Source organism: Silvibacterium sp., assembly GCF_047605705.1.
Classification (GTDB): Bacteria; Acidobacteriota; Terriglobia; order Terriglobales; family Acidobacteriaceae; genus Silvibacterium.
The window spans coordinates 33768-55245 of sequence record NZ_JASGFD010000035.1 but is presented as its reverse complement, the minus strand read 5'-3'; the positions used below and the strand labels follow the sequence as shown (position 1 = coordinate 55245).

Sequence of the window (21478 nt, the reverse complement as noted above, 5' to 3'; positions counted from 1 at the left end):
TCCGCGAAGGCGGCCGCACCGTCGGCGCCGGCACCATCAGCGAGATCCTCGCTTAAGCAAGTGATTCAGCGCGCCGTGAGGCGTGAGCAGGTCAGCAAGTCAGCCGGAAAGGGTCATCTCTTTCCGGCCGGCTTGCAAAGCAGTACAGCAGTAGATTTCAGAAGCGGGAAGCCTGAAAAGATGCTTCCTGGATAGATTGCCGGGAGGAATGGCCCGGGAATCGGTTAGGATAAAAAGATGCGTGAAATCGTTACTCTCCAGTGCCCCGTGTGCAAGGAGCGGAACTACACGACGACGAAGAACAAGAAGACGACCACCGGCCGCCTCGAGTTCTCGAAGTTCTGCAACCGTTGCCGCAAGCACACCGACCACAAGGAAACGAAGTAACCCGCACCTCGCCCGGTCGTGCGAAAATAGGAGGAACGGCATCGGTCCCGCCGCCTCCTTTCAAGGCCTTAACAGGCCGCAGACTGGATGAAGTGCCGTACACAGGGGCGTAAGCTCAACGGTTAAACTGTCGGTCTCCAAAACCGAACTTCTCGGTTCGAATCCGAGCGCCCCTGCCAGATTTTTTGTAAGAGATAGAGAAGCGTAGCGCCAGGCGTAGTCTGCAGGTGGTCCCCAGCTGGTCGACCCCGCCCGGGCTCAAGAAGGTTCTAATGGCTAAGGCAATTACCGCTCCCGAGCAGAAGGACGGCAACGCGGCGTCTCAGGGTCTCCATCAGGTTGGTGGATTCGTGACCCGCAGCCGCAGCTTCCTGCAGGATGTTCGCAATGAGATGCGCAAGGTCGTCACCCCCTCGTCCGTCGAGGTGCGCACCACGACCACCGTCGTCATCGTGACCGTCTTCGCCTTTGCCGGCTTCTTTTATGTCGTGGACACCGTCCTTGACCACGCCCTGCGCGCTCTCCTGCACTCCCTGGGTGGCCAGTAAGAGCCGAATCGAGGAATTGAATGGCAGACGAACTCCAGCACGATAGCTCCGCGGAACCGACGTTCGAACCGTCGGCCGAAGCCGTGTCCGCAGAAGTGGCTTCCGGCGCGGCCGTTGAGGCTGCCGCGGAAGGCCAGGCTGCCGAGCAGCTCGAGCCGCCAGCCAACGAGAGCTTCAAGTGGTACATCATTCACGCCTACTCGGGATTCGAGCGCAAGGTGCGCGAATCGCTCGAGAGCCGCGTGCAGGCCTTCGGTCTGCAGAACCGCATCGGCCGCGTAATGATCCCCACCGAGCCCGTAACTGAGATTGTGAACGGCAAGAAGCGCACGGTAGAGCGCGTCTTCCTGCCCGGCTACGTGCTTGTCGAGATGGATCTCGACAACGATCTCTGGCACGTGATCAAGAACACGCCGCGCGTGACCGGCTTCCTTGGCACCGGCGACAAGCCGGTAGCCCTGAGCGAGCAGGAAGTCAGTTCGATCCTGTTCCGCAACGAGACTTCGAAGGAAAAGCCGCGCCTCAAGATCAAGTTCGAGAAGAACGAATCGGTGCGCATTACCGAGGGCCCGTTCGCGAACTTCAACGGCATCGTCGACGAAATCAACGAAGACCGCGAGACCCTCAAGGTCATGGTCACGATCTTCGGACGTTCGACCCCGGTCGAGCTCGAGTTCGGCAAGGTCGAAAAGGTCGTTTAAGGTTTGCCGCGGCGCTCTTCGTGAGCGACGCGGAAAAGAAGTACCGGGGCGAGGCTTCTACCGTCCCGACAAAGCGGCTTAAAGCCGCTTGGAGAAGCCGGACCGGAAACCGGATTCCCCGAAGAATTCAGAGCTATTAGCTAGAAGCTGGTAGCTGTCGTTAAGAGGAAAACATCATGGCAGCATCGACCAAGAAGATCACGACCTACGTCAAGCTCCAGATCGAAGCCGGCAAGGCGACTCCGGCTCCCCCGGTCGGCCCCGCGCTCGGCCAGGCCCAGGTCAACATCATGGAGTTCTGCAAGCAGTTCAATGCCCGCACGCAGAACAAGGAGATGGCCGGACTCATCATCCCGATCGTCATCACCGTTTACGCCGACCGCAGCTTCACCTTCATCACCAAGACGCCGCCCGCGGCTGTTCTGCTGAAGAAGGCCGCCGGCCTGGCGAAGGGCTCCGGCACCCCGAACAAGACCAAGGTCGGTACCGTGACCGAGGCCCAGGTAAAGGAAATCGCCACCCAGAAGATGCCCGATCTGAACGCCGCCTCGATCGAGACCGCGATCAAGAGCATCAAGGGTACGGCCCGCTCGATGGGCATCGACGTCGTCGCGTAAACTCCGCTCCGGCCTTCGGCCGCAGGTGTCAGAAAGGGTGTGAACCTCGTGTTCGCACCCTTTCGTGTTTCTGCGGGCAATGAAGCTGGCTTGTGAGTATGAAATTTCGCTGGGTTTCTTGCAATTCTGCCTGGACCTGTGGATAATCAAAAGACGTGCCCATATCCCTATGGGCGCATACACCACGGCCGGCATGCGGTAGCGTCCGCGCGGTGGGAGACAGAGGAAGCATGTCGAGAAAAATCAGCAAGAACGTCGCCAAGGCGCGCGCGGCCGTTGAGGCCCGCCCGTATACGCTTCAGGACGCAGTGCCGCTCCTGCAGCAGGTAAAGTTTGCAAAGTTTGATGAGACCGTTGATCTCACCCTTCGCCTGGGTGTCGATCCCCGTCACGCCGACCAGATGGTCCGCGGCACGGTGGTTCTGCCCCACGGCCTCGGCAAGACCAAGCGTGTAGCCGTAATCACCTCCGGCGACCGCCTGAAGGAAGCCGAAGCAGCCGGCGCCGAGTTTGTCGGTGGTGAGGATCTGGTCGAAAAGATCCAGAAGGAAAGCTGGACGGACTTCGATGCCCTGATCGCTACCCCGGACATGATGCGTTCGGTTGGCCGTCTCGGTAAGGTGCTCGGCCCCCGCGGCCTGATGCCGAACCCGAAGACCGGTACGGTGACCGCCGATGTGGCCGCCGCCGTGAAGGAAATCAAGGCCGGTAAGATCGAGTTCCGCACCGACAAGACTGCCCTGGTTCACGTTCCGGTGGGCAAGCTTTCGTTCCCGGTGGAGAAGCTGGTCGATAACGCCATAACGGTGATCAACAGCATCGTCCGTGCGAAGCCTTCGGCCGCCAAGGGCAAGTACATCAAGGGCATTACCCTGAGCTCGACGATGGGCCCCGGCATCCAGCTCGACAGCGCTGTCGCCGACCAGGCCGCCAAGGCTTAAGATCAAGCTCCTAGCTGCTAGCTACTAGCCACTAGCAGGTCAATAGGAGCGACGAAGGTTTTCGATTTTTCAGCTAAAGGCTAGTAGCTAGAAGCTAGAGGCTTACCATGGCATTGACCAAAGCAAAGAAGCAGGAGAAGGTCGCGGCGCTGACCGCGGAGCTCGAGAGCTCCACCAGCGCCATCATCGGCACCTTCGCCAAGCTCACCGTTGCGCAGGATTTCGAGCTGCGCAAGACTGTTCGTGCGGCCGGCGGCCGCTACCGCGTGCTGAAGAACAAGCTCGCGGCCCGCGCCTCCAAGGGCAGCAAGATCGAAGACGCTCTGCAGGGTCTGAAGGGTGTTTCGTCCGTGGCCTACACCAGCGGCGACCCGGTCGCGCTGGCCAAGGCTCTCGCAACCTTCGTTGAAGACAACGCACAGTTCACCTTCAAGCTCGGCATCGTTGACGGCAAGGTCATCAATGTCGAAGAGGTGAAGGCTCTGGCCACCATGCCGGGCAAAGAAGAGATCTTCGCGAAGCTGCTCTACCTCATCAACGCTCCGGCGCAGCGCCTGGCCACGGTCATCAACGCGACCGGCCGCGATCTCGCCGTCGTTCTTGGACAGGGCGTCGAGAAGGAAAAGTTTGCAAGCTAGTGTTTAGCTTTTAGCTGCCAGCTCCGAGCTTTTAGCTTCGGTCCTGTCACTGCCCAGCGCGGTGCTTGGGTGGGCTAAAAGCTAGAGACTAAAGGCTTCAGGCTCACTTTTAAGTGTTTTAAAGCTTTTACTTCCTCCGAAGCTGCAACAGAATGAAGCGGCTCTAAAGAAGCTAAAAGCCAGCAGCTAGAAGCTGATAGCTGCATTTCAGGATTCGCCGCAGCGTTTCTTCGGGGTGTGTCGGTCTGGGCACATCGGAAACCCCGGGGCGGTGCGAGCGGCAACCGGCAGGGTAAGACCCTCCGGCGCAGTACAAAAATTCGATTCAAAAGTGGAGAAACCATCATGGCCGATTTACAGCAGTTGGAAGATCAGATTGTCAGCCTGAGCCTGCTCGACGCAGCCGCTCTGGTCAAGAAGCTTGAAGAGCGCCTGGGCGTCTCGGCTGCGGCCGCTGCTCCGGTCGTCGTCGCGGGTGCCGGTGCTGGCGCCGCTGCTCCGGCAGCTGCCGAGCAGACCGAGTTCACCGTCATCCTGAAGGATGCCGGCGCGAACAAGATCAACACCATCAAGGCCGTTCGCGAAGTCACCGCCCTCGGTCTGAAGGAAGCCAAGGACCTCGTTGACGGCGCTCCCAAGCCGCTCAAGGAGAACGTCAGCAAGGAAGACGCCGAGGCGATCAAGAAGAAGTTTGACGGCGTCGCCACCGTCGAGATCAAGTAGTTCTAAGGGCTCAGAGCACAGGGTTCAGGCCTCAGCAGCCGCAAGGCGAAACTGAGCACTGAGCTTCGAGCCCGGATTACTGCTCTCATGCAAGTTGCATGCCAAAGCGGAACGCGCTATGCTGGAAAAGGTGCGTTCCGCTTGGCTGTCTTTTTTCTGTGGGCTTTCGGCGGCAGGGAACGCAGGTTTTGCGCTCTTCTTGGGCAATCTGGCAGGTAGAAATTCCGGACTGAGCAGGTGAGACGTCCGGCTGTCCGTGCGCGCAGGAGATTGGCGCTCAGAAATTTGCACCGGTGGAATCGTCCATCGGCCATCCATAGGATACTCGGCGGCCCTGTGGATCGGAATCGGAATCGGAAGTCAGGCGGCGAGCACGAAGTATCGGCATCAAGCGGGAAACGATAATTCTGTCAGGTTTGAGTGAACAAGTCGGTTGTTGCGCTCGTGGGACGTGCTGTCTCTACGAGCCTATTGCCGTTTTGTCGACAGAATTCCGGTCTTCCGCGAGTGCATCGCGCCTTCTGCCTTCTCTTCCCGCCCAGCCTTAACGGTTTTTGACCCTCTTGGGACGTTTCTTCGTCCCCGCAGGTTGTCCGTAGAAAACGGAAGGTTACGCCCACCGTCGCCTCCCGTGCAAGCACACCGGCCACGCCCGCTCCCCGCTGGGCACGCTGGATGAGAAACAAACGCGGCGTCTCCTCCGGACGGGGCGGAGCAGACAGATTTCGCGTGCAGTGGCAAGACAGGTCTCACCGCATGACTCGAGCGGTGCCGGCCTTTCCAGAACATCGGAACCTCGTGTCGACGAGTCTTGAGGAGTGAAGCATGTCCAACGAGAATCGCGCCCTACGCAGCCGTCTCGACTTTTCTAAGATTCCTACAGCTATCCAGATCCCTAACCTGATTGAAGTGCAGCGTCGCTCCTATGAGCGTTTCCTGCAGATGGACAAGCTGCCCTCGGAACGCGAAGACAACGGCCTTCAGTCCGTCTTCACTTCCGTGTTTCCGATTACCGACTTCCGCAATATCTCGCAGCTCGATTTCGTCGACTACTCCATCGGCAACTGGGAGTGCAAGTGCGGACACCTGAAGGGCCTGCATCACCTGCGCACCGCCTGCGTGCACTGCGGAAACATGGTCATCACCGACCCGTTCCATCCCGGCGATGTGCTCTGCTCGAAGTGCGGCACCTACAACAAGAACACCCCCGACTTCTGCAACAAGTGCGGTGACCCTGTCGGTCTGCAGCTGAAGTACGACCAGGCCGAGTGCGAAGAGCGCGGCATGACCTACTCCGCTCCGCTCAAGGTGACGGTCCGGCTCACCATCTACGACAAGGACGCCGAAACCGGCGCGAAGACGATCCGCGACATCAAGGAGCAGGAAGTCTTCTTCGGCGACATCCCGCTCATGACGCAGAACGGCACGTTCATCGTGAACGGCACCGAGCGCGTCATCGTGTCGCAGCTGCACCGTTCGCCCGGCGTCTTCTTCGAGACGGCGAACAACCGTACCTACTTCCTGGGCAAGATCATCCCCTACCGCGGCTCGTGGGTGGAGTTCGAGTACGACCAGAAGAACACGCTGTATGTCCGCATCGACCGCAAGCGTAAGTTCCTCGGCACCATCTTCCTTCGCGCGCTCGGCCTGAAGGCCGACGACGAGATCCTCAAGACCTTCTATACGGTCGACAAGATCAACGTGAAGGACGGCAAGCTGTTCTGGGCCGTCGAAGAGAACCCCGAGAAGGCGACGCACCTGCTGGGTGTGAAGCCGGCGCATGCCGTCGTGCATAACGGCGAAGAGATCGCCCATGCCGGCCGCAAGGTCAGCCCGTCTGTGCTGCGCGCGCTGCGCAACAACAAGATCGCCGAAGTCGAAGTGGAGACCACCGAGCTCGACAGCGCGGTGACCGCCTCGGACGTGATCGACACCACCACCGGCGAGGTCTTCCTCGAGGCCAACCAGGAGCTGACCGCCGACAAGCTGCACAAGATCATCGAGAGCGGCGTCACCTCGCTGGAAGTCTTCTTCCCCGAGCGCGACGACGTAGGCAACATCATCACGAACACGCTTCGCCGTGACTCGGTGCGCAAGCCGGAAGAGGCGCTCATCGAGATTTACCGCAAGCTGCGTCCGGGTGACCCGCCGACCCTCGACACCGCGACCGCCCTGTTCGAAGGCATGTTCTTCGATCCGCGCAAGTATGACTTCTCGCGCGTGGGCCGTCTCAAGTTCAACATCAAGCTCTACGAGAATGGCGAGCACACTCCTCTCGACCGTCGCACGCTGACGCCCGAGGACTTCTACTCGACCATCAAGTACCTGCTGAAGCTGCGCAAGAACATCGGCGTGGTGGACGACATCGATCACCTTGGCAACCGCCGCGTCCGCGCGGTCGGTGAGCTCATGGAGAACCAGTTCCGCATCGGTCTGGTCCGCATGGAGCGCGCCATCAAGGAAAAGATGAGCGTCTACCAGGAGATGTCGACGGCGATGCCGCACGACCTCATCAACGCCAAGCCCGTCATGGCCGCCATCCGCGAGTTCTTCGGCTCCTCGCAGCTCTCGCAGTTCATGGACCAGACCAACCCGCTGTCGGAGATCACGCACAAGCGCCGTCTCTCCGCCCTTGGGCCTGGTGGTCTGTCGCGTGAGCGCGCCGGCTTTGAAGTCCGCGACGTGCACCCGACGCACTACGGCCGTATCTGCCCGATCGAGACGCCGGAAGGCCCGAACATCGGTCTGATCAGCTCGCTGTCCTGCTTCGCGCGCATCAACGAGTACGGCTTCATCGAGTCGCCGTATCGCCGCGTGGCCGATGGCCGCGTGCTGGACTTCGTCCAGATCACCAATGCCGGTGAGAGCGGTCTGCGTGTGGGCGACCACATCGAGAAGTCCGAGGCCCGCAAGCTGAACGACAAGCTGAAGGCGGAGAAGAAGCGCTCGATCGAGTTCGATCCCTTCTCCTTCTACCTCTCGGCGTGGGAAGAAGACCGCCACACCATCGCCCAGGCCAACGTGACCATGGACGATGAGGGCAACATCACCGAAGAGCTGGTCAACGCTCGTCGTCAGGGCAACTTCGTCCTCGTCGATCGCGCTGAAGTCGACTACGTCGACGTCAGCCCCAAGCAGCTGGTTTCCGTCGCCGCCTCGCTCGTTCCGTTCCTCGAGCATGACGACGCGAACCGCGCGCTGATGGGTGCGAACATGCAGCGCCAGTCGGTGCCGCTGCTCGTTTCTGAGGCTCCGCTGGTCGGTACAGGTATGGAAGGCGTCACCGCCCGCGACTCGGGCGCTGTCATCCTTGCCCGCCGTAACGGCGTGGTCGATTCGGTCGACTCCGAGCGCATCATCATCCGCGTCGAGGGCGAGCATCACCCCACGCAGATGTCGCGTGAGGTCGGTTCCGACATCTACCAGCTGACGAAGTTCAAGCGCTCGAACCAGAACACCTGCATCAACCAGAAGCCGATCGTTCGTCACGGCGACCGTGTAGTGAAGGGTCAGGTCATCGCCGACGGTCCCTGCACGGAGCAGGGCGAGCTTGGCCTCGGCCGCAACGTGCTGGTGGCCTTCATGCCGTGGCGCGGTTACAACTTCGAGGACGCGATCCTGATCTCCGAGAAGCTGGTGCGTGAGGATTACTACACCTCCGTCCACATCGAGGAGTACGAGATCGAAGCCCGCGACACCAAGCTCGGGCCGGAAGAAATCACCCGCGACATCCCCAACGTCAGCGAGCATGCGCTGCGCGATCTCGACGAGAGCGGCATCATCCGCATCGGCGCCAAGATCAAGCACAACGACATCCTCGTTGGTAAGGTGACGCCGAAGGGCGAGACCCAGCTGACGCCGGAAGAGAAGCTGCTCCGCGCGATCTTCGGCGAAAAGGCCGGCGATGTGCGCGACGCTTCGCTGACGTGCCCTCCGGGTATCGAAGGGACCATCGTCGACGTCCGCATCTTCTCCCGCAAGGGTCAGGAGAAGGACGAGCGCGCCAAGCAGATCGAAGCCGAGCAGGTTGCCGGTCTCGAGAAGAACCTGGCCGACGAAATCCGCATTCTTACCGACGAGCGCCTCAAGCGTCTCGAAGCCATCCTCGGTGGCAAGGTTGTCCTGGCTGACCTGCACGATGAGCGCACCAACAAGCGCCTCCTCGTGAAGGATGCCGTGCTCGACCGCGACACCATCGAGCGGCTCTCGACCAAGAACCTCAAGCGCATCCGTTACAACGACAAGGATCCGCGCGTCAACGAGCAGATCGACGAGATCGAAGAGATGACCTCGCGTCAGATCGACGTTCTCCGCAAGATCACCAACGAGAAGATCAACAAGCTGCAGAAGGGTGATGAACTGGCCCCCGGCGTCATCAAGCTGGTCAAGGTCTACATCGCCATGAAGCGTAAGCTCTCGGTGGGCGACAAGATGGCCGGCCGTCACGGTAACAAGGGTGTGATCGCGCGCATTCTTCCTGAGGAAGACATGCCGTATCTGCCCGACGGTACCCCGGTTGAGATCGTGCTCAACCCGCTCGGCGTGCCTTCGCGTATGAACGTGGGTCAGATTCTCGAGACTCACCTCGGATGGGCGGCTCATGAGCTCGGCGCGCAGGTGGCCGAGATTGTGAAGACGCACCAGGACGCGAATGCCATCCGTGAGGTCTTCAAGGAGCGCTTTGCCGGCACCGCCGCCCTGCGCCAGCTGCTCGAGCTCGACGACGAACAGGTTCGTCGCGTCGGCCTCGGCATGCAGCGTGGTGTGTGGTTCGGCACCGCGGTGTTTGACGGCGCCAAGGAAACCGAGATCAAGGCGCTGCTGACGGCTGCGGGTCTTCCGACCTCCGGCAAGACGCACCTCTTTGACGGCATGACGGGTGACCAGTTCGAGCAGCCGGTAACGGTCGGTTACATCTACATGCTCAAGCTGTCGCACCTTGTCGACGACAAGATCCACGCGCGCTCCATCGGGCCGTACTCGCTCATCACCCAGCAGCCGCTGGGCGGCAAGGCGCAGTTCGGTGGCCAGCGCTTCGGAGAAATGGAAGTCTGGGCGCTGGAAGCTTACGGCGCGGCTTACATCCTCCAGGAGCTGCTCACCGCCAAGTCCGACGACGTGTATGGCCGTACGAAGATCTACGAGGCCATCGTTAAGGGCGAAGCTGCGATCGAGCCGGGCGTGCCCGAGTCGTTCAACGTGCTCATCCGCGAGCTGCAGTCGCTCTGCCTTGACGTAGAGCTGATCAAGATGACCGGCACCGGTGAAGCGAAGAAGCTTCCCCTGCCGACTCTCGCGGCCGCCGACTAAGCAAGGCAGCCGTTAGCGAGTAGCTTCCAGCTCCTAGCTAACGGCTCGCCAGCCAGGATTTACGTGGCTCATCTCGTAAGTGAGCCACGAGCAAAGAACTGAAGCAAACCGCAGCTAGCAGCTAAAAGCTAGTAGCTAGTAGCTGCAAGGAGGAACACCTTGTACCGTTCCAGCCCATTTGAACTGACAAGCCCGATCACCGACTTCGACGCGATCCGCATTCAGCTCGCCTCGCCCGAGAAGATCCGCAGCTGGTCGCACGGTGAAGTCACCAAGCCGGAAACCATCAACTACCGCACCTTCAAGCCTGAACGTGACGGTCTCTTCTGCGCCCGCATCTTTGGCCCCGTCACCGACTGGGAGTGCCTCTGCGGTAAGTACAAGCGCATGAAGCACCGTGGCGTTATCTGCGACAAGTGCGGCGTCGAAGTCACGGTCTCGAAGGTTCGCCGTGAGCGCCTCGGCCACATCGAGCTGGCTTCGCCCTGCTCGCACGTGTGGTTCTTCAAGGGACTGCCCTCGCGTATCGGTCACCTGCTCGACATCTCGCTGCGCGACCTCGAGTCGGTCCTCTACTTCGAGTCGTACGTCGTCGTCGATCCGGGCGACTCGCCCACGCGCGAGCGCGAAATCATCAAGGACGAGACCCGCTTCCGCGAGCTCGATGCCCAGTATCGCCCCACCGGTTTCAAGGGCATGATGGGCGCCGAGGCGATCAAGGAACTGCTCAAGCGCGTGGAAGTCAACGAGCTCTCGATCGAACTGCGCGAGCGCATGAAGACCGAGACCTCGCTGCAGAAGCGCCTCAAGTACTCCAAGCGCCTCAAGGTCGTCGAAGCTTTCCGCAAGTCGGGCAACAAGCCGCAGTGGATGATTCTCGACGTGATCCCGGTCATTCCGCCCGAGCTTCGCCCGCTGGTGCCGCTCGACGGTGGCCGCTTCGCGACGTCGGATCTGAACGACCTGTATCGCCGCGTGATCAACCGTAACAACCGCCTCAAGAAGCTCATGGACCTCCATGCGCCTGAGGTGATCGTGCGTAACGAAAAGCGCATGCTGCAGGAGGCCGTCGACGCACTGTTCGACAACGGCCGCCGTGGCCGCGTGCTGCGTGGCGCCAACAACCGTCCGCTCAAGTCGCTCTCCGACACGCTCAAGGGCAAGCAGGGCCGCTTCCGCCAGAACCTGCTCGGTAAGCGCGTCGACTACTCCGGCCGTTCGGTCATCGTCGTCGGTCCCGAGCTGAAGCTGAACCAGTGCGGTCTTCCCAAGAAGATGGCGCTCGAGCTCTTCAAGCCGTTCATCTATCACCGCCTCGAGCAGACCGGCCACTGCACCACCATCAAGCAGGCCAAGGAAATGGTGGAACTGCAGGAGCCCGTGGTCTGGGACATCCTCGAAGAGGTCATCAAGGATCATCCGGTTCTGCTGAACCGCGCTCCTACCCTGCACCGTCTCGGTATCCAGGCGTTTGAGCCCGTGCTCGTCGAAGGCAAGGCCATCAAGATCCATCCGCTGGTCTGCACCGCGTTCAACGCGGACTTCGACGGCGACCAGATGGCCGTGCACATCCCGCTCTCGCCCGAAGCGCAGGTGGAGGCCAGCGTGCTGATGCTCGCTGCGCACAACATCCTGTCGCCGGCCTCCGGTCAGCCGATCACCGTGCCTACCCAGGACATGGTTCTCGGTCTCTACTACCTGACCAAGGCCAAGAAGGGCACCAGGGGCGAAGGCCGTGTCTTCGCGAACATCGAGGAAGTCCTCATGGCTCTCGATGCGAAGGAAGTCGAGACCCTCACCCCGATCCGTCTGCGCTACTCCGGCTCTGTCCTCGACATGACCGTGGCGTATGACGATCAGGACATCACGCACACCGAAGCCGTGCAGTACGAGAAGCAGTACATCTCGACGACGGTCGGCCGCGCCATCCTGAACGATGCGCTGCCTGAAGGTATGCCTTACATCAACGGCCTGCTCAAGAAGAAGGGCATTGGCCAGCTGGTGAACTACTGCTACCTGAATCTCGGTCTCGAGATCACCGTGAAGATGCTCGATCGCATCAAGGAGCTGGGCTTCCAGTTCGCAACGCGCTCGGGTCTCTCCGTCGGCCTCGACGACATGGTCATTCCGGACACCAAGTACCCGGTTGTCCGCGATGCCGAGAAGCAGCGTTTCGCCGTGCAGCAGCAGTACCTCGACGGTGCGATCACCAACGGTGAGCGCAACAACAAGGTCATTCAGCTCTGGTCGACCGTGACCGAGCGCGTTGCCGACGAAATGTTCAACAACATGAAGAACGCGGACAAGGAAGGAGCCATGAACCCGATCTACATCATGGCCGACTCCGGTGCCCGTGGTTCGAAGCAGCAGATTCGTCAGCTCTCCGGCATGCGCGGCCTGATGGCCAAGCCGTCCGGTGAAATCATCGAAACACCGATCACCGCGAACTTCCGCGAAGGCCTCACCGTGCTCGAGTACTTCATCTCGACCCACGGCGCCCGTAAGGGTCTGGCTGATACCGCTCTGAAGACCGCCGACTCGGGCTACCTGACCCGCCGTCTCGTCGACGTGGCCCAGGACGTCATCGTCAGCGAGCTCGATTGCGGCACGGTGGAAGGCATCTACGTGACCCCGATCATCGAATCCGGCGAGATCATCGAGCCGCTGCGTGACCGTATCATCGGCCGCGTGACGCTCGAGAAGCTCAAGGACTTCGAGGGCAACATCATCGTTGACGTGAACCAGGAGATCAACGAAGACTCCGCTTCGGCCATCCAGGCTGCGGGTATCGAGCGCGTCAAGATCCGCTCGGTGCTCACCTGCGAATCGAAGCGCGGCGTCTGCATCCGCTGCTACGGCCGTAACCTCGGTTCGGGCCGCATGGTCGAGCTCGGTGAAGCCGTCGGCGTCATCGCAGCGCAGTCCATCGGCGAGCCGGGAACGCAGCTCACCATGCGTACCTTCCACGTCGGTGGTACCGCATCGCGAGTCTCCGATCAGTCGCGCCTCGATGCCAAGAACAACGGTACGGTCCGCTTCATCAACCTCGTCACCGTCCGCTCCAAGCAGGGTGACCTGGTCTCGATGACCCGCTCCGGCTCGATCGCCGTTGTCGATGACCGCGGCCGTGAGAAGGAGCGTTACCAGATCGTTTACGGTGCCAAGCTCAAGGTCGAAGACGGCGCTGCCGTCGAACTCGGCCAGGAGCTTGCCGAGTGGGATCCTTACACCTTCGCCATCCTTACCGAGATCGGTGGCACGGTGCAGTTCAAGGACCTGCAGGAAGGCATCACGCTCAACGAAGAAGTCGACGAAGTCACGGGCCTGTCGCGTCTGGTGGTCGCCGAGGCTCCCGATGAAAAGCGCCAGCCGGCGATCATCATCAAGGGTGCCAAGGGCAACAAGCGTTACCTGATGCCCTCGCGCGCTCACCTGATGATCCAGGACGGCGAAGAGGTCTTCCCCGGCGATATCCTTGCCAAGATCCCGCGTGACACCACGCGTACCAAGGACATCACCGGTGGTCTGCCCCGCGTCGTCGAGCTCTTCGAAGCCCGTAAGCCGCGCGAAACCGCCATCATCAGCGAGATCGATGGTGTGGTGAAGTTCGGTGAAGTCACCAAGGGTCAGCGCCGTATCTACGTCACTGCCGACAACGGAGAAGAGAAGGAATACTCCGTGCCGCGCGGTATCCACGTCAACGTCCAGGAAGGCGAGCGTCTGCGCGCAGGCGATCCGCTGATGGATGGTCCGCTCAACCCGCACGACATTCTCGCCGTTCTCGGTGAGAAGGAACTGCAGGGCTACCTGGTGAACGAAATCCAGGAAGTCTACCGGTTGCAGGGTGTGGCCATCTCGGATAAGCACATCGAGACGATCGTTCGTCAGATGCTGCGCTGGGTGAAGATCGAGGAAGTGGGCGATACGAACTTCCTGCTCGAGCAGCAGGTGGACAAGTTCCGCTTCCGCATGGAGAACGAGCGTGCGATCGCGGAAGGTGGCCGTCCGGCTATCGGCCGTCCGCTGCTGCTGGGCATCACCAAGGCCTCGCTCTCGACCGACAGCTTCATCTCCGCGGCTTCGTTCCAGGAGACCACGCGCGTACTGACCGAGGCGTCCATCAACGGCGCTATCGACAACCTGCGCGGTCTCAAGGAAAACGTCATCGTCGGCCGCCTCATCCCCGCCGGCACCGGCATGGAGTACTACCGCAACATCCAGCTCTCTCCCGAGCTCGAGGAAGCGGCAGAGCGCGTCCAGGCCGAAGTCCAGACTGCCTTCGAAGAGGCCGAGCGCGAGCTCGAACTCATGCGGCAGGAAGGCGAAGCCGAGGAAATGGCAGCTTCCGAATAGGACTGCCGTCCAGGCAATCGCGCCTTGCGGCGCACAACCAAAAAGCCCGGCCGAAAGGCCGGGCTTTTATTTGTCCGTATTCGCTGTGGCCGTAATGTATTCGCTGTGGCCGTAATGTATTCGCTGTGGCCGTAATGTATTCGCTGGGGCCGCAATGCATCGTGGTCCAAGTTATGGATGTAGTAACATTGCTACATGTAGGGCGGAATGCCCGAAGGAGGCCCGCATGGCGATTACGACTCTCTCAAGCCGGGAATTCAATCAGGACACCAGCCGGGCGAAAAAGGCATCGTTCGAGGGGCCCGTATTCATTACGGATCGAGGCAAGCCCGCTCACGTGTTACTGAGCATCGAGGAATACCGGCGGATCACCGGCCAGCGGCTGAATATCGCGGAGCTGCTTGGCATGCCGGAAGACATTGAGCTGGAGATCCCGCAGCGCACCGAGCGTGCTGTGGCGGTTGATCTGCCCTGATGTTTCTTCTGGATACCAATGTGGTCTCGGAGCTACGCAAGATCCGCGTGGGGAAGGCTGACTCTCATGTGGTGCGCTGGGCTGAGGGGCAGGACACGGCCAGCCTCTTCCTTTCCGCGATCACGATTCACGAGCTTGAGATCGGCGTCTCGCTTGCGGAACGGCGCGATAGTCAGAAGGGCGCAGCCCTGCGAACATGGCTTGAGGCGCAGGTGCTTCCAGTCTTCGAGGGGCGCATTCTGCCGGTGGATATTGCCGTGGGCCGGCGCGCCGCCCAGCTGCACATCCCCAACCCGCGCCCTATCAATGACGCCTTCTTGGCCGCAACCGCCATTGTGCATGGCATGGTTCTGGTGTCTCGCAACACCGCGGACTTTCAGGGATGCGGGGTCTCTCTTTTCAATCCGTGGCTTTAACAAGGGTTTTTATGAGGGCCATGAGCGTTGAAAATCCGCGTAGCTGGAGCTACGACTTCGCCAGTTCTCGCAGCAGATCACGCCGTTTGCGCATGACGATGCGTGCCAACTCCAGATCCTTCTCGAACTCGGCGTCATAAGGTGTGATGCGGTGGCTCATGCGTAGGCTCTCATCTGGATGCTAATGCTGGCTATTCCATTCTCCAAGCGTAAGAGGGCCGCGCAAGCGGCCCTCTCTGTGTCGTACAGAAATAGCGGTTTAGACGTGCGCGGCGACAGCCTCTTCGTAGGGCTGCAGGAAGGCGGCGCGGTCGGTGGCGGGGTTCATCAGGGCCGAGGTGCCGCCGGCGGTGAGGAACTTCACATCGGTCAGGCCGAGGAAGCCGAAGACGGCGCGGACGTAGGGCTCGACGAAGTTGTACGACGCGTAAGCCGTGCCCGGATCGTACTTGCCGCCGGTGGCCACGATGAAGGTAACCTTCTTGTTGGTCAGCAGGCCCTGCGGGCCGTTCGCGCCGTAGGCGAAGGTCTTGCCCACGCGGGCGATCTGGTCGATCCAGAGCTTGGTCACGCCGGTCACGCTGAAGTTGTGCATCGGCAGACCGATCACGAGCTCATCGGCCTTTTCGAGCTCGGCGATCAGCTCATCGGAGAGGGCCAACAGCTGCTTCTGCTCGGCGGTGCGGGCATCTTCCGGCGTGTAGGCGGCAGCCACCCACTCGGCGGTCAGCGGCTTCAGCTCGGTCTTGTTCAGGTCGCGAACCACGACCTGGCCACCGGCATGCTTGTTGGACCACTGTGCGACAAACTGGTCGGCGAGGTGGCGGGATACAGAAGCGCTGAACATCGGGCTCGAGTCAACACGAAGCAGAATGGACATGGAATTTCCTCCGGCGGATGCATTTCAGTCACACACGCCTGAGGATCATTTCACCACGACGCATGTTGCCTATTCAACAGATGACGGAAATAGGCGTGGGATGCGGAGAATTTGCCGCCGCCGGTGCAAAAGCTGTCGAAATCCTGTCTACACCCCTGCCAACACCCGGTGTCGCCGCCGGATACCTTCGGCGATCGACACAGCGGTGGCGACGAGCGCGGCCAGCGCCAGTGCGGCGGCGGAGATCGGAACAAAGCGCATGCCCAGGCCCCGCAGCAGCACCAGGCCACCCGCATAGGCGCCGAGGGCGTTGCCAATGTTGAAGGCGGAGATGTTCAGCGTCGCGGCGAGGTTGGGAGCGCGCTCGGCGAACTGCATGATGTAAACCTGCAGCGCGGGAATGCCGGCGAAGGAGAAAACCGCCCAGAGGAAGAGGGTAATCTCGGCGGGGATGAGGGAGTGCGCGGTCCAGAAGAGCGCGGCGCTCGCCGCGACCGTGGCGGCGAAGATCGTAACCAGCGCCAGGCGCAGCCGGAAGTCGGCGAAGCGGCCGCCGAGGATGTTGCCTACGGTCAACCCGGTGCCGATGAGGAAGAGTGTGAGCGTGACGCCGTGCGGCGTGAGCCCCGTGATCTGCTCGAGCAGCGGCGCGATGTAGGTGAACAGCGCGAACATCGCGGCTGCGAAGAGGATAGCCATGGTGAAGGCGATCCAGACGCCGAGATTGCGCAGCGCCTTGAGTTCGGCAAGCAGGCTCGAGCCTTCCCGGCTGAGATTCGCGGGCAGCACACGCATCAGCCCGAGGAACGCGACAACGCCGATCACCGCGATGACCCAGAAGGTGGAGCGCCAGCCTTCGGCCTGGCCGAGCGCCGTGCCGAGCGGCACGCCGAGCACGTTGGCGATGGTGAGGCCTGAGAACATCAGTGCGATGGCCGAGGCCTTGCGGTTGGGCGCGACCAGCGAGGATGCGACGACCGAACCGATGCCGAAGAAAGCGCCGTGGCAGAGCGCGGTGACCACGCGCGCGGCCATCAGCACGGCGAAGTTCGGCGAGAGCGCGCACATGGCGTTGCCCGCAATGAAGAAGCCCATCAGCAGCATGAGCGCGTGCCTGCGATTGAGATTTGTGGTCAGCATCGCCATGATCGGCGCGCCGACGGCAACGCTCAGCGCATAGCCGCTCACCAGCCAACCTGTGGTTGGCAGTGAGACGTGCAGATTCGCGGCGAGCTGCGGCAGCAATCCCATGATCACAAACTCGGTTGTTCCGATCGCAAAGGCACTCAGGGCCAATACCAGTACGGCAACAGGCATAGAACAGGCTTCTCCCTGCGCCGGGAGAGGGCCCGGACGCATTCCATCAACAACTGTCGGATTCGATATAGATGCCTGAGAGCGCGGATGGACGCAGGCTGCGTCTCAGCACGCTGTCCAGTGGTGGACAGACGCTTGTCTCTCTATATCTGCGCGTGAAGCCTCATCCGGCTTGGCAAACGAAAAAATGCTTTTTACTTCGGAGGCCTTTGGATATAAACAGTGAACACATTTTCGCAGCGCTTCCATTCGGCGCATCCGTTTCACTCCATCCCCGCACGAACTGTTGATCCACTGCTCTTTGTCGAGAGGCCGCAATGCATTTCAGGAAGTTCGTCTCCGTTCTCCTTGTTGGCGCATGCATGTTGGGCGCCTGTTGTCGCTCCATGGCTCAGGCAACGACCTCATTGGGAGGCCGGGTGGCTGACAGCAGTGGAGCCATCATCCCGGGCGCGACGGTGAAGCTCACGCTCGAATCGACCAGCGCGACGCGCGTGAATGCCACCAACAGCAGCGGCGAATTCCAGTTTTCGCAGCTCGCACCGGGGCGCTATGACCTCACTGTCTCTGCGCCGGGATTTCAGTCTGCCGAGAAGACGGGAATGGATCTGCTGGTGAGCCAGCCCGCGACGGTGAACATTACGCTGAGCGTGGCCGCGGTGACCGAGCAGGTGCAGGTGACCAGCAACGTGCAGCCGGTGCTGAATACCACCGACGCCACGATGGGCAACGCCTTCGAGGGCAAGCAGGTAGAGTCGCTGCCGATTGAAGGCCGCAACGTGCCCGATCTGCTAAGCCTGCAGCCTGGCGTTACGTACATGGGGCGCACCGACGATCAGAACGGGACCAATGCCGTCGGCAACAACGCGAGTGATTCGCGCAGCGGCGCGGTGAACGGCGGACGCAGCGATCAGTCAAACATCACGCTCGATGGCGTCGACGTAAATGACATCAACAACGGTTACGCATTCACGAGTGTGCTGCGCGTGACGCAGGATTCGGTGGCGGAATTCCGTGTGACAACGAGCAATCCGGATGCGGATGCGGGCCGCTCCTCGGGCGCGCAGGTGGCGCTGGTGACGCGCAGCGGCGGCAATACGATGCACGGCGCGCTCTACGAATACAACCGCAGCAATCTTCTCGAGGCGAATGACTTTTTCAACAAGGAACAGGAGCTTGCGGCCGGCGAGCCGAATACGCCGCCGAAGCTGATCCGGAATGTGTTTGGCGGCGCGGTGAGCGGGCCCATCTGGAAAGACAGGGCGTTCTACTTTCTGAACTACGAAGGCCAGCGCGATACCGAAGGCGAGAGCGTGAATGCAGGTGCGGTGCCGACAGCGTCGTATCGCGCGGGCAACCTGCAGTATGAGTATCTGAATGCAGCCGGCGCGGACCAGACGTATCTGCTGACGCCCGCGGATATTCAATCGATGGATCCGCAGAACATCGGCGTGAGCCAGGCGATCCTCCAGATCTATAACGCATATCCGCAGCCGAACGATCCTACGCAGGGTGATGGGCTGAACACCGAGGGCTATCGCTTTCCGTACACCATCAAGCGCAGCTACAACACGTATATCGCGCGTTTCGACTGGAACATTACGAAGGATGGCAAGCATACGGCCTTCTGGCGCGGGAATCTGCAGAATGACGATGAGCCCTCCGCGCCGGCATTTCCTGGGCAACCGCCCTCCACGAGCACGCTCACGAACAACAAGGGATTCGCAGCGGGCTATACGGTTCTGCTGACAAATAACCTGGTAAATAATTTCCGCTATGGCCTTACGCGCCAGGGTGTGGACAACGCCGGCGTCTCGAACCAGCCGGAGGTGATCCTGGCCGCGGTTGCAGAGCCCGAATCCTTCTCGCGCTCGATCTCCGCCATTATCCCGGTGCAGAATATCGTCGACGATCTTTCGTGGACGAAGAAGACGCACAACCTGCAGTTCGGCACGAATATCCGTCTCATCGACGACCGGCGCGTGAGCACGGCGAACTCCTTCCCGGACGCGCAGATGAACCAGGGCTGGCTCTCGAACGGTTCGACGGTCGCCAACAGCGGTGGTCCCTTCGACCCGCCGGTCTATGGCTTTCCAGCTGTCGATTTCTCAAATTACGGCAACGAGTACAACAGCGCGCTGCTGGGCATCACCGGCATCATCACCGAGGCCGATGCGATCTACAACTACGACAAGCAGGGCACGGCGCTGGCGATCGGCGCGCCGGTGAAGCGCGACTACGGCTGGAAGGAGTTCGAGTTCTATGCGCAGGATTCCTGGAAGGCGCTCAAGAACCTGACGCTGACCTATGGCCTGCGCTATTCCTATCTGCAAGCGCCCGCAGAGAAGAGCGGCACGCAGGTGGGCTCATGCATGATCAGCAATGGTGTCTGCCAACCCTTTTCGCTGAGCAGGTACTACGACGAGAGCGGAGCCTATGCGGCTGCGGGTGAGGCGGCGAACGATGTCGGCGAGCTGGCCTTCAATCTGAATGGCCGCTACAACCACCAGCCGGATTTCTGGAATCCGGACAAGGCCGATTTCGGCCCGCGCGTGGCCTTCGCTTTCAACCCCACGCCGGAGTCCGGCATCTTCCATCACATCTTCGGGAACGGCAAGACGAGCATTCGCGGCGGCTATTCGCTGGTCTTCGATCACTTCGGTGCAGCGACGGTGAACACCTTCGACACCAGCGGCTCGTATGGCCTGTCGTCCGATCTGTCGAACGCGCCGGGCTCGGTCTACATCGGCACCGCGCCGCGCTTCACCACACTGAACGATATTCCTTCGAGCATCCTGCCTGCTGCGCCCGCGGGCGGATTCCCGGCCATTCCCGCGAGCACGGACTTTGCAATCAGCTGGGGTCTCGACTCCGCGATCAAGACGCCATACTCGCATCTCATCGATTTCTCCATCGCGCGCGAGCTTGGCAATGGATCTTCACTCGAGATCTCGTATGTCGGGCGCCTCGCGCATCGCCTGCTGACGCAGGAAGACGTGGCCATGCCGACGAATCTTGCCGCGGCAGGCAGCACGTACTTTGCAGCGGCACGCCAGTTGGCGATACAGTCTCGCGCGGGCACGCCGGTGAGCGCGGTCGGTGAGATTCCATACTTTCAGCAGGTCTTCTCCGCGCTGAACAACGTCGACCTCGGCTACGGCGCAGGTGCGGTGACGGCGACGCAAAATGTCTACCAGCTCTTTCAGCAGAATCTGTACAACGAGACGTATGCGCTCTACGAGCTTGACGTGCCGGACTCCTTGAGTGGCGCCGGGGTGAATCCGAACCAGGCGTATCCTTCCTATCGCTTCTATCACGATCAGTATTCGGCGCTCTATGCGTGGCGCTCCATCGGCTACTCGAATTACAACGCGCTCGAGGCTGTCTATCGCCAGCGCTTTGGCGCGGGGCTCGAGGCCGACTTCAACTACACACTGTCGAAGTCCATGGATCTCACCTCGCAGTCCGAGCGCCTGAGCACGTCGGGCGCGACGAATTATGCGCAGATCATCAACAGCTGGATGCCGAACCAGCTCTACGGCGTGTCGGACTTCGATGTGCGGCACCAGATCAACTCGAACTACATCTGGGATCTGCCCTTTGGCCGCGGCAAGAAGTTCTTCTCCAGCGCGAACCGGCTGACGGATGAGATTGCGGGTGGATGGACGACGACCGGCATTCTTCGCTGGACCAGCGGCTTTCCTTTCATGATGGATAACGGCGCGTACTATCCGACGAACTGGGACATCGAGGGATGGGCGACGCAGATCTCGAAGATCCCCGGCAAGGCTGCGGCGCGAGGGCATCTCACGCAGCGCTTTGCGAATCCTTCGGCGGTCTTCAATGCCTTCGATCACGCGCTGCCCGGCGACTCAGGCACGCGCAATCCGATGCGCGGCGACGGGTATTTCTCCTGGGACACGGGCCTCGACAAGACCTTCCCTATCACGAAGAAGACCAACCTGCAGTTCCGCTGGGAGATGTTTAACATCACAAACAGTGTGCGCTTCGATTCGCATTCGATCAGCGCAACGCTCGATAATCCGCAGAACTTCGGACAGGCGACAACACTTCTCACAAACAAGCGCCTCGCGCAGTTCTCCGCAAGAATCGAATTCTAGAGAAGCAAAACGCCGACAGCCGGACGGAGTAGATATCCGTCCGGCTGTCGG

At 60.9% G+C, this 21478-nt stretch carries 14 protein-coding genes and 1 tRNA gene; 13 read left to right on the top strand and 2 right to left on the bottom strand.

The window, feature by feature from the left end; genetic code table 11:
* Window positions 1–237: 237 nt before the first annotated feature.
* The 12 genes from rpmG (at window position 238) to QM649_RS13450 (ending at window position 15109) form a co-directional block, all read left to right on the top strand.
* On the top strand, window positions 238–387 hold the full coding sequence (gene rpmG, locus QM649_RS13505) for a 50S ribosomal protein L33 (protein WP_129209746.1): 150 nt from the start codon (window positions 238–240) through the stop codon (window positions 385–387).
* A 103-nt stretch (window positions 388–490) separates the two neighbouring features.
* Window positions 491–566, top strand: a tRNA-Trp gene (locus QM649_RS13500).
* A gap of 93 nt (window positions 567–659) precedes the next feature.
* Entirely contained in the window at window positions 660–935 is a 276-nt protein-coding gene (gene secE, locus QM649_RS13495) for a preprotein translocase subunit SecE (protein ID WP_415199572.1), read from the top strand.
* Between the two features lie 20 nt (window positions 936–955).
* On the top strand, window positions 956–1636 hold the full coding sequence (nusG, locus tag QM649_RS13490) for a transcription termination/antitermination protein NusG (protein WP_415199571.1): 681 nt from the start codon (window positions 956–958) through the stop codon (window positions 1634–1636).
* A 176-nt stretch (window positions 1637–1812) separates the two neighbouring features.
* The gene (gene rplK / locus QM649_RS13485) at window positions 1813–2253 is read left to right on the top strand and encodes a 50S ribosomal protein L11 (RefSeq protein WP_415199570.1); all 441 of its coding nucleotides are present in this window, start codon (window positions 1813–1815) and stop codon (window positions 2251–2253) included.
* A 230-nt stretch (window positions 2254–2483) separates the two neighbouring features.
* Window positions 2484–3194 (top strand): 50S ribosomal protein L1, encoded by a 711-nt coding sequence (rplA, locus tag QM649_RS13480; protein WP_415199569.1) that lies wholly within the window; start codon window positions 2484–2486, stop codon window positions 3192–3194.
* Window positions 3195–3301: 107 nt separating this feature from the next.
* The gene (gene rplJ / locus QM649_RS13475; RefSeq protein WP_415199568.1) at window positions 3302–3832 is read left to right on the top strand and encodes a 50S ribosomal protein L10; all 531 of its coding nucleotides are present in this window, start codon (window positions 3302–3304) and stop codon (window positions 3830–3832) included.
* Between the two features lie 345 nt (window positions 3833–4177).
* Window positions 4178–4555 (top strand): 50S ribosomal protein L7/L12, encoded by a 378-nt coding sequence (gene rplL / locus QM649_RS13470; RefSeq protein WP_415199567.1) that lies wholly within the window; start codon window positions 4178–4180, stop codon window positions 4553–4555.
* A gap of 825 nt (window positions 4556–5380) precedes the next feature.
* Entirely contained in the window at window positions 5381–9865 is a 4485-nt protein-coding gene (gene rpoB / locus QM649_RS13465; protein WP_415199566.1) for a DNA-directed RNA polymerase subunit beta, read from the top strand.
* Between the two features lie 159 nt (window positions 9866–10024).
* Window positions 10025–14218, top strand: coding sequence for a DNA-directed RNA polymerase subunit beta' (gene rpoC, locus QM649_RS13460; RefSeq protein WP_415199565.1), 4194 nt, complete (start codon window positions 10025–10027; stop codon window positions 14216–14218).
* A 226-nt stretch (window positions 14219–14444) separates the two neighbouring features.
* A complete protein-coding gene (locus QM649_RS13455) occupies window positions 14445–14693 on the top strand; it encodes a type II toxin-antitoxin system Phd/YefM family antitoxin (protein WP_415199564.1) in 249 nt (82 codons plus the stop codon).
* Window positions 14693–15109, top strand: a complete 417-nt coding sequence (locus tag QM649_RS13450; RefSeq protein WP_415199563.1) for a type II toxin-antitoxin system VapC family toxin — start codon at window positions 14693–14695, stop codon at window positions 15107–15109. The genes QM649_RS13455 and QM649_RS13450 overlap by 1 nt, the downstream gene beginning before the upstream one ends.
* 259 nt (window positions 15110–15368) lie before the next feature.
* Here QM649_RS13450 and QM649_RS13445 read toward each other — a convergent pair whose 3' ends face one another.
* Both QM649_RS13445 and QM649_RS13440 read right to left on the bottom strand, forming a co-directional pair.
* The gene (locus QM649_RS13445; RefSeq protein ID WP_415199562.1) at window positions 15369–15989 is read right to left on the bottom strand and encodes an FMN-dependent NADH-azoreductase; all 621 of its coding nucleotides are present in this window, start codon (window positions 15987–15989) and stop codon (window positions 15369–15371) included.
* A gap of 147 nt (window positions 15990–16136) precedes the next feature.
* Window positions 16137–17306 carry an MFS transporter gene (locus QM649_RS13440; RefSeq protein ID WP_415199561.1) on the bottom strand — a complete coding sequence of 390 codons (1170 nt, stop codon included), beginning with the start codon at window positions 17304–17306 and terminating at the stop codon, window positions 16137–16139.
* A 419-nt stretch (window positions 17307–17725) separates the two neighbouring features.
* Here QM649_RS13440 and QM649_RS13435 point away from each other — a divergent pair, with 419 nt between their 5' ends.
* Entirely contained in the window at window positions 17726–21427 is a 3702-nt protein-coding gene (locus QM649_RS13435) for a carboxypeptidase regulatory-like domain-containing protein (protein WP_415199560.1), read from the top strand.
* The last annotated feature ends 51 nt before the right edge of the window (window positions 21428–21478 follow it).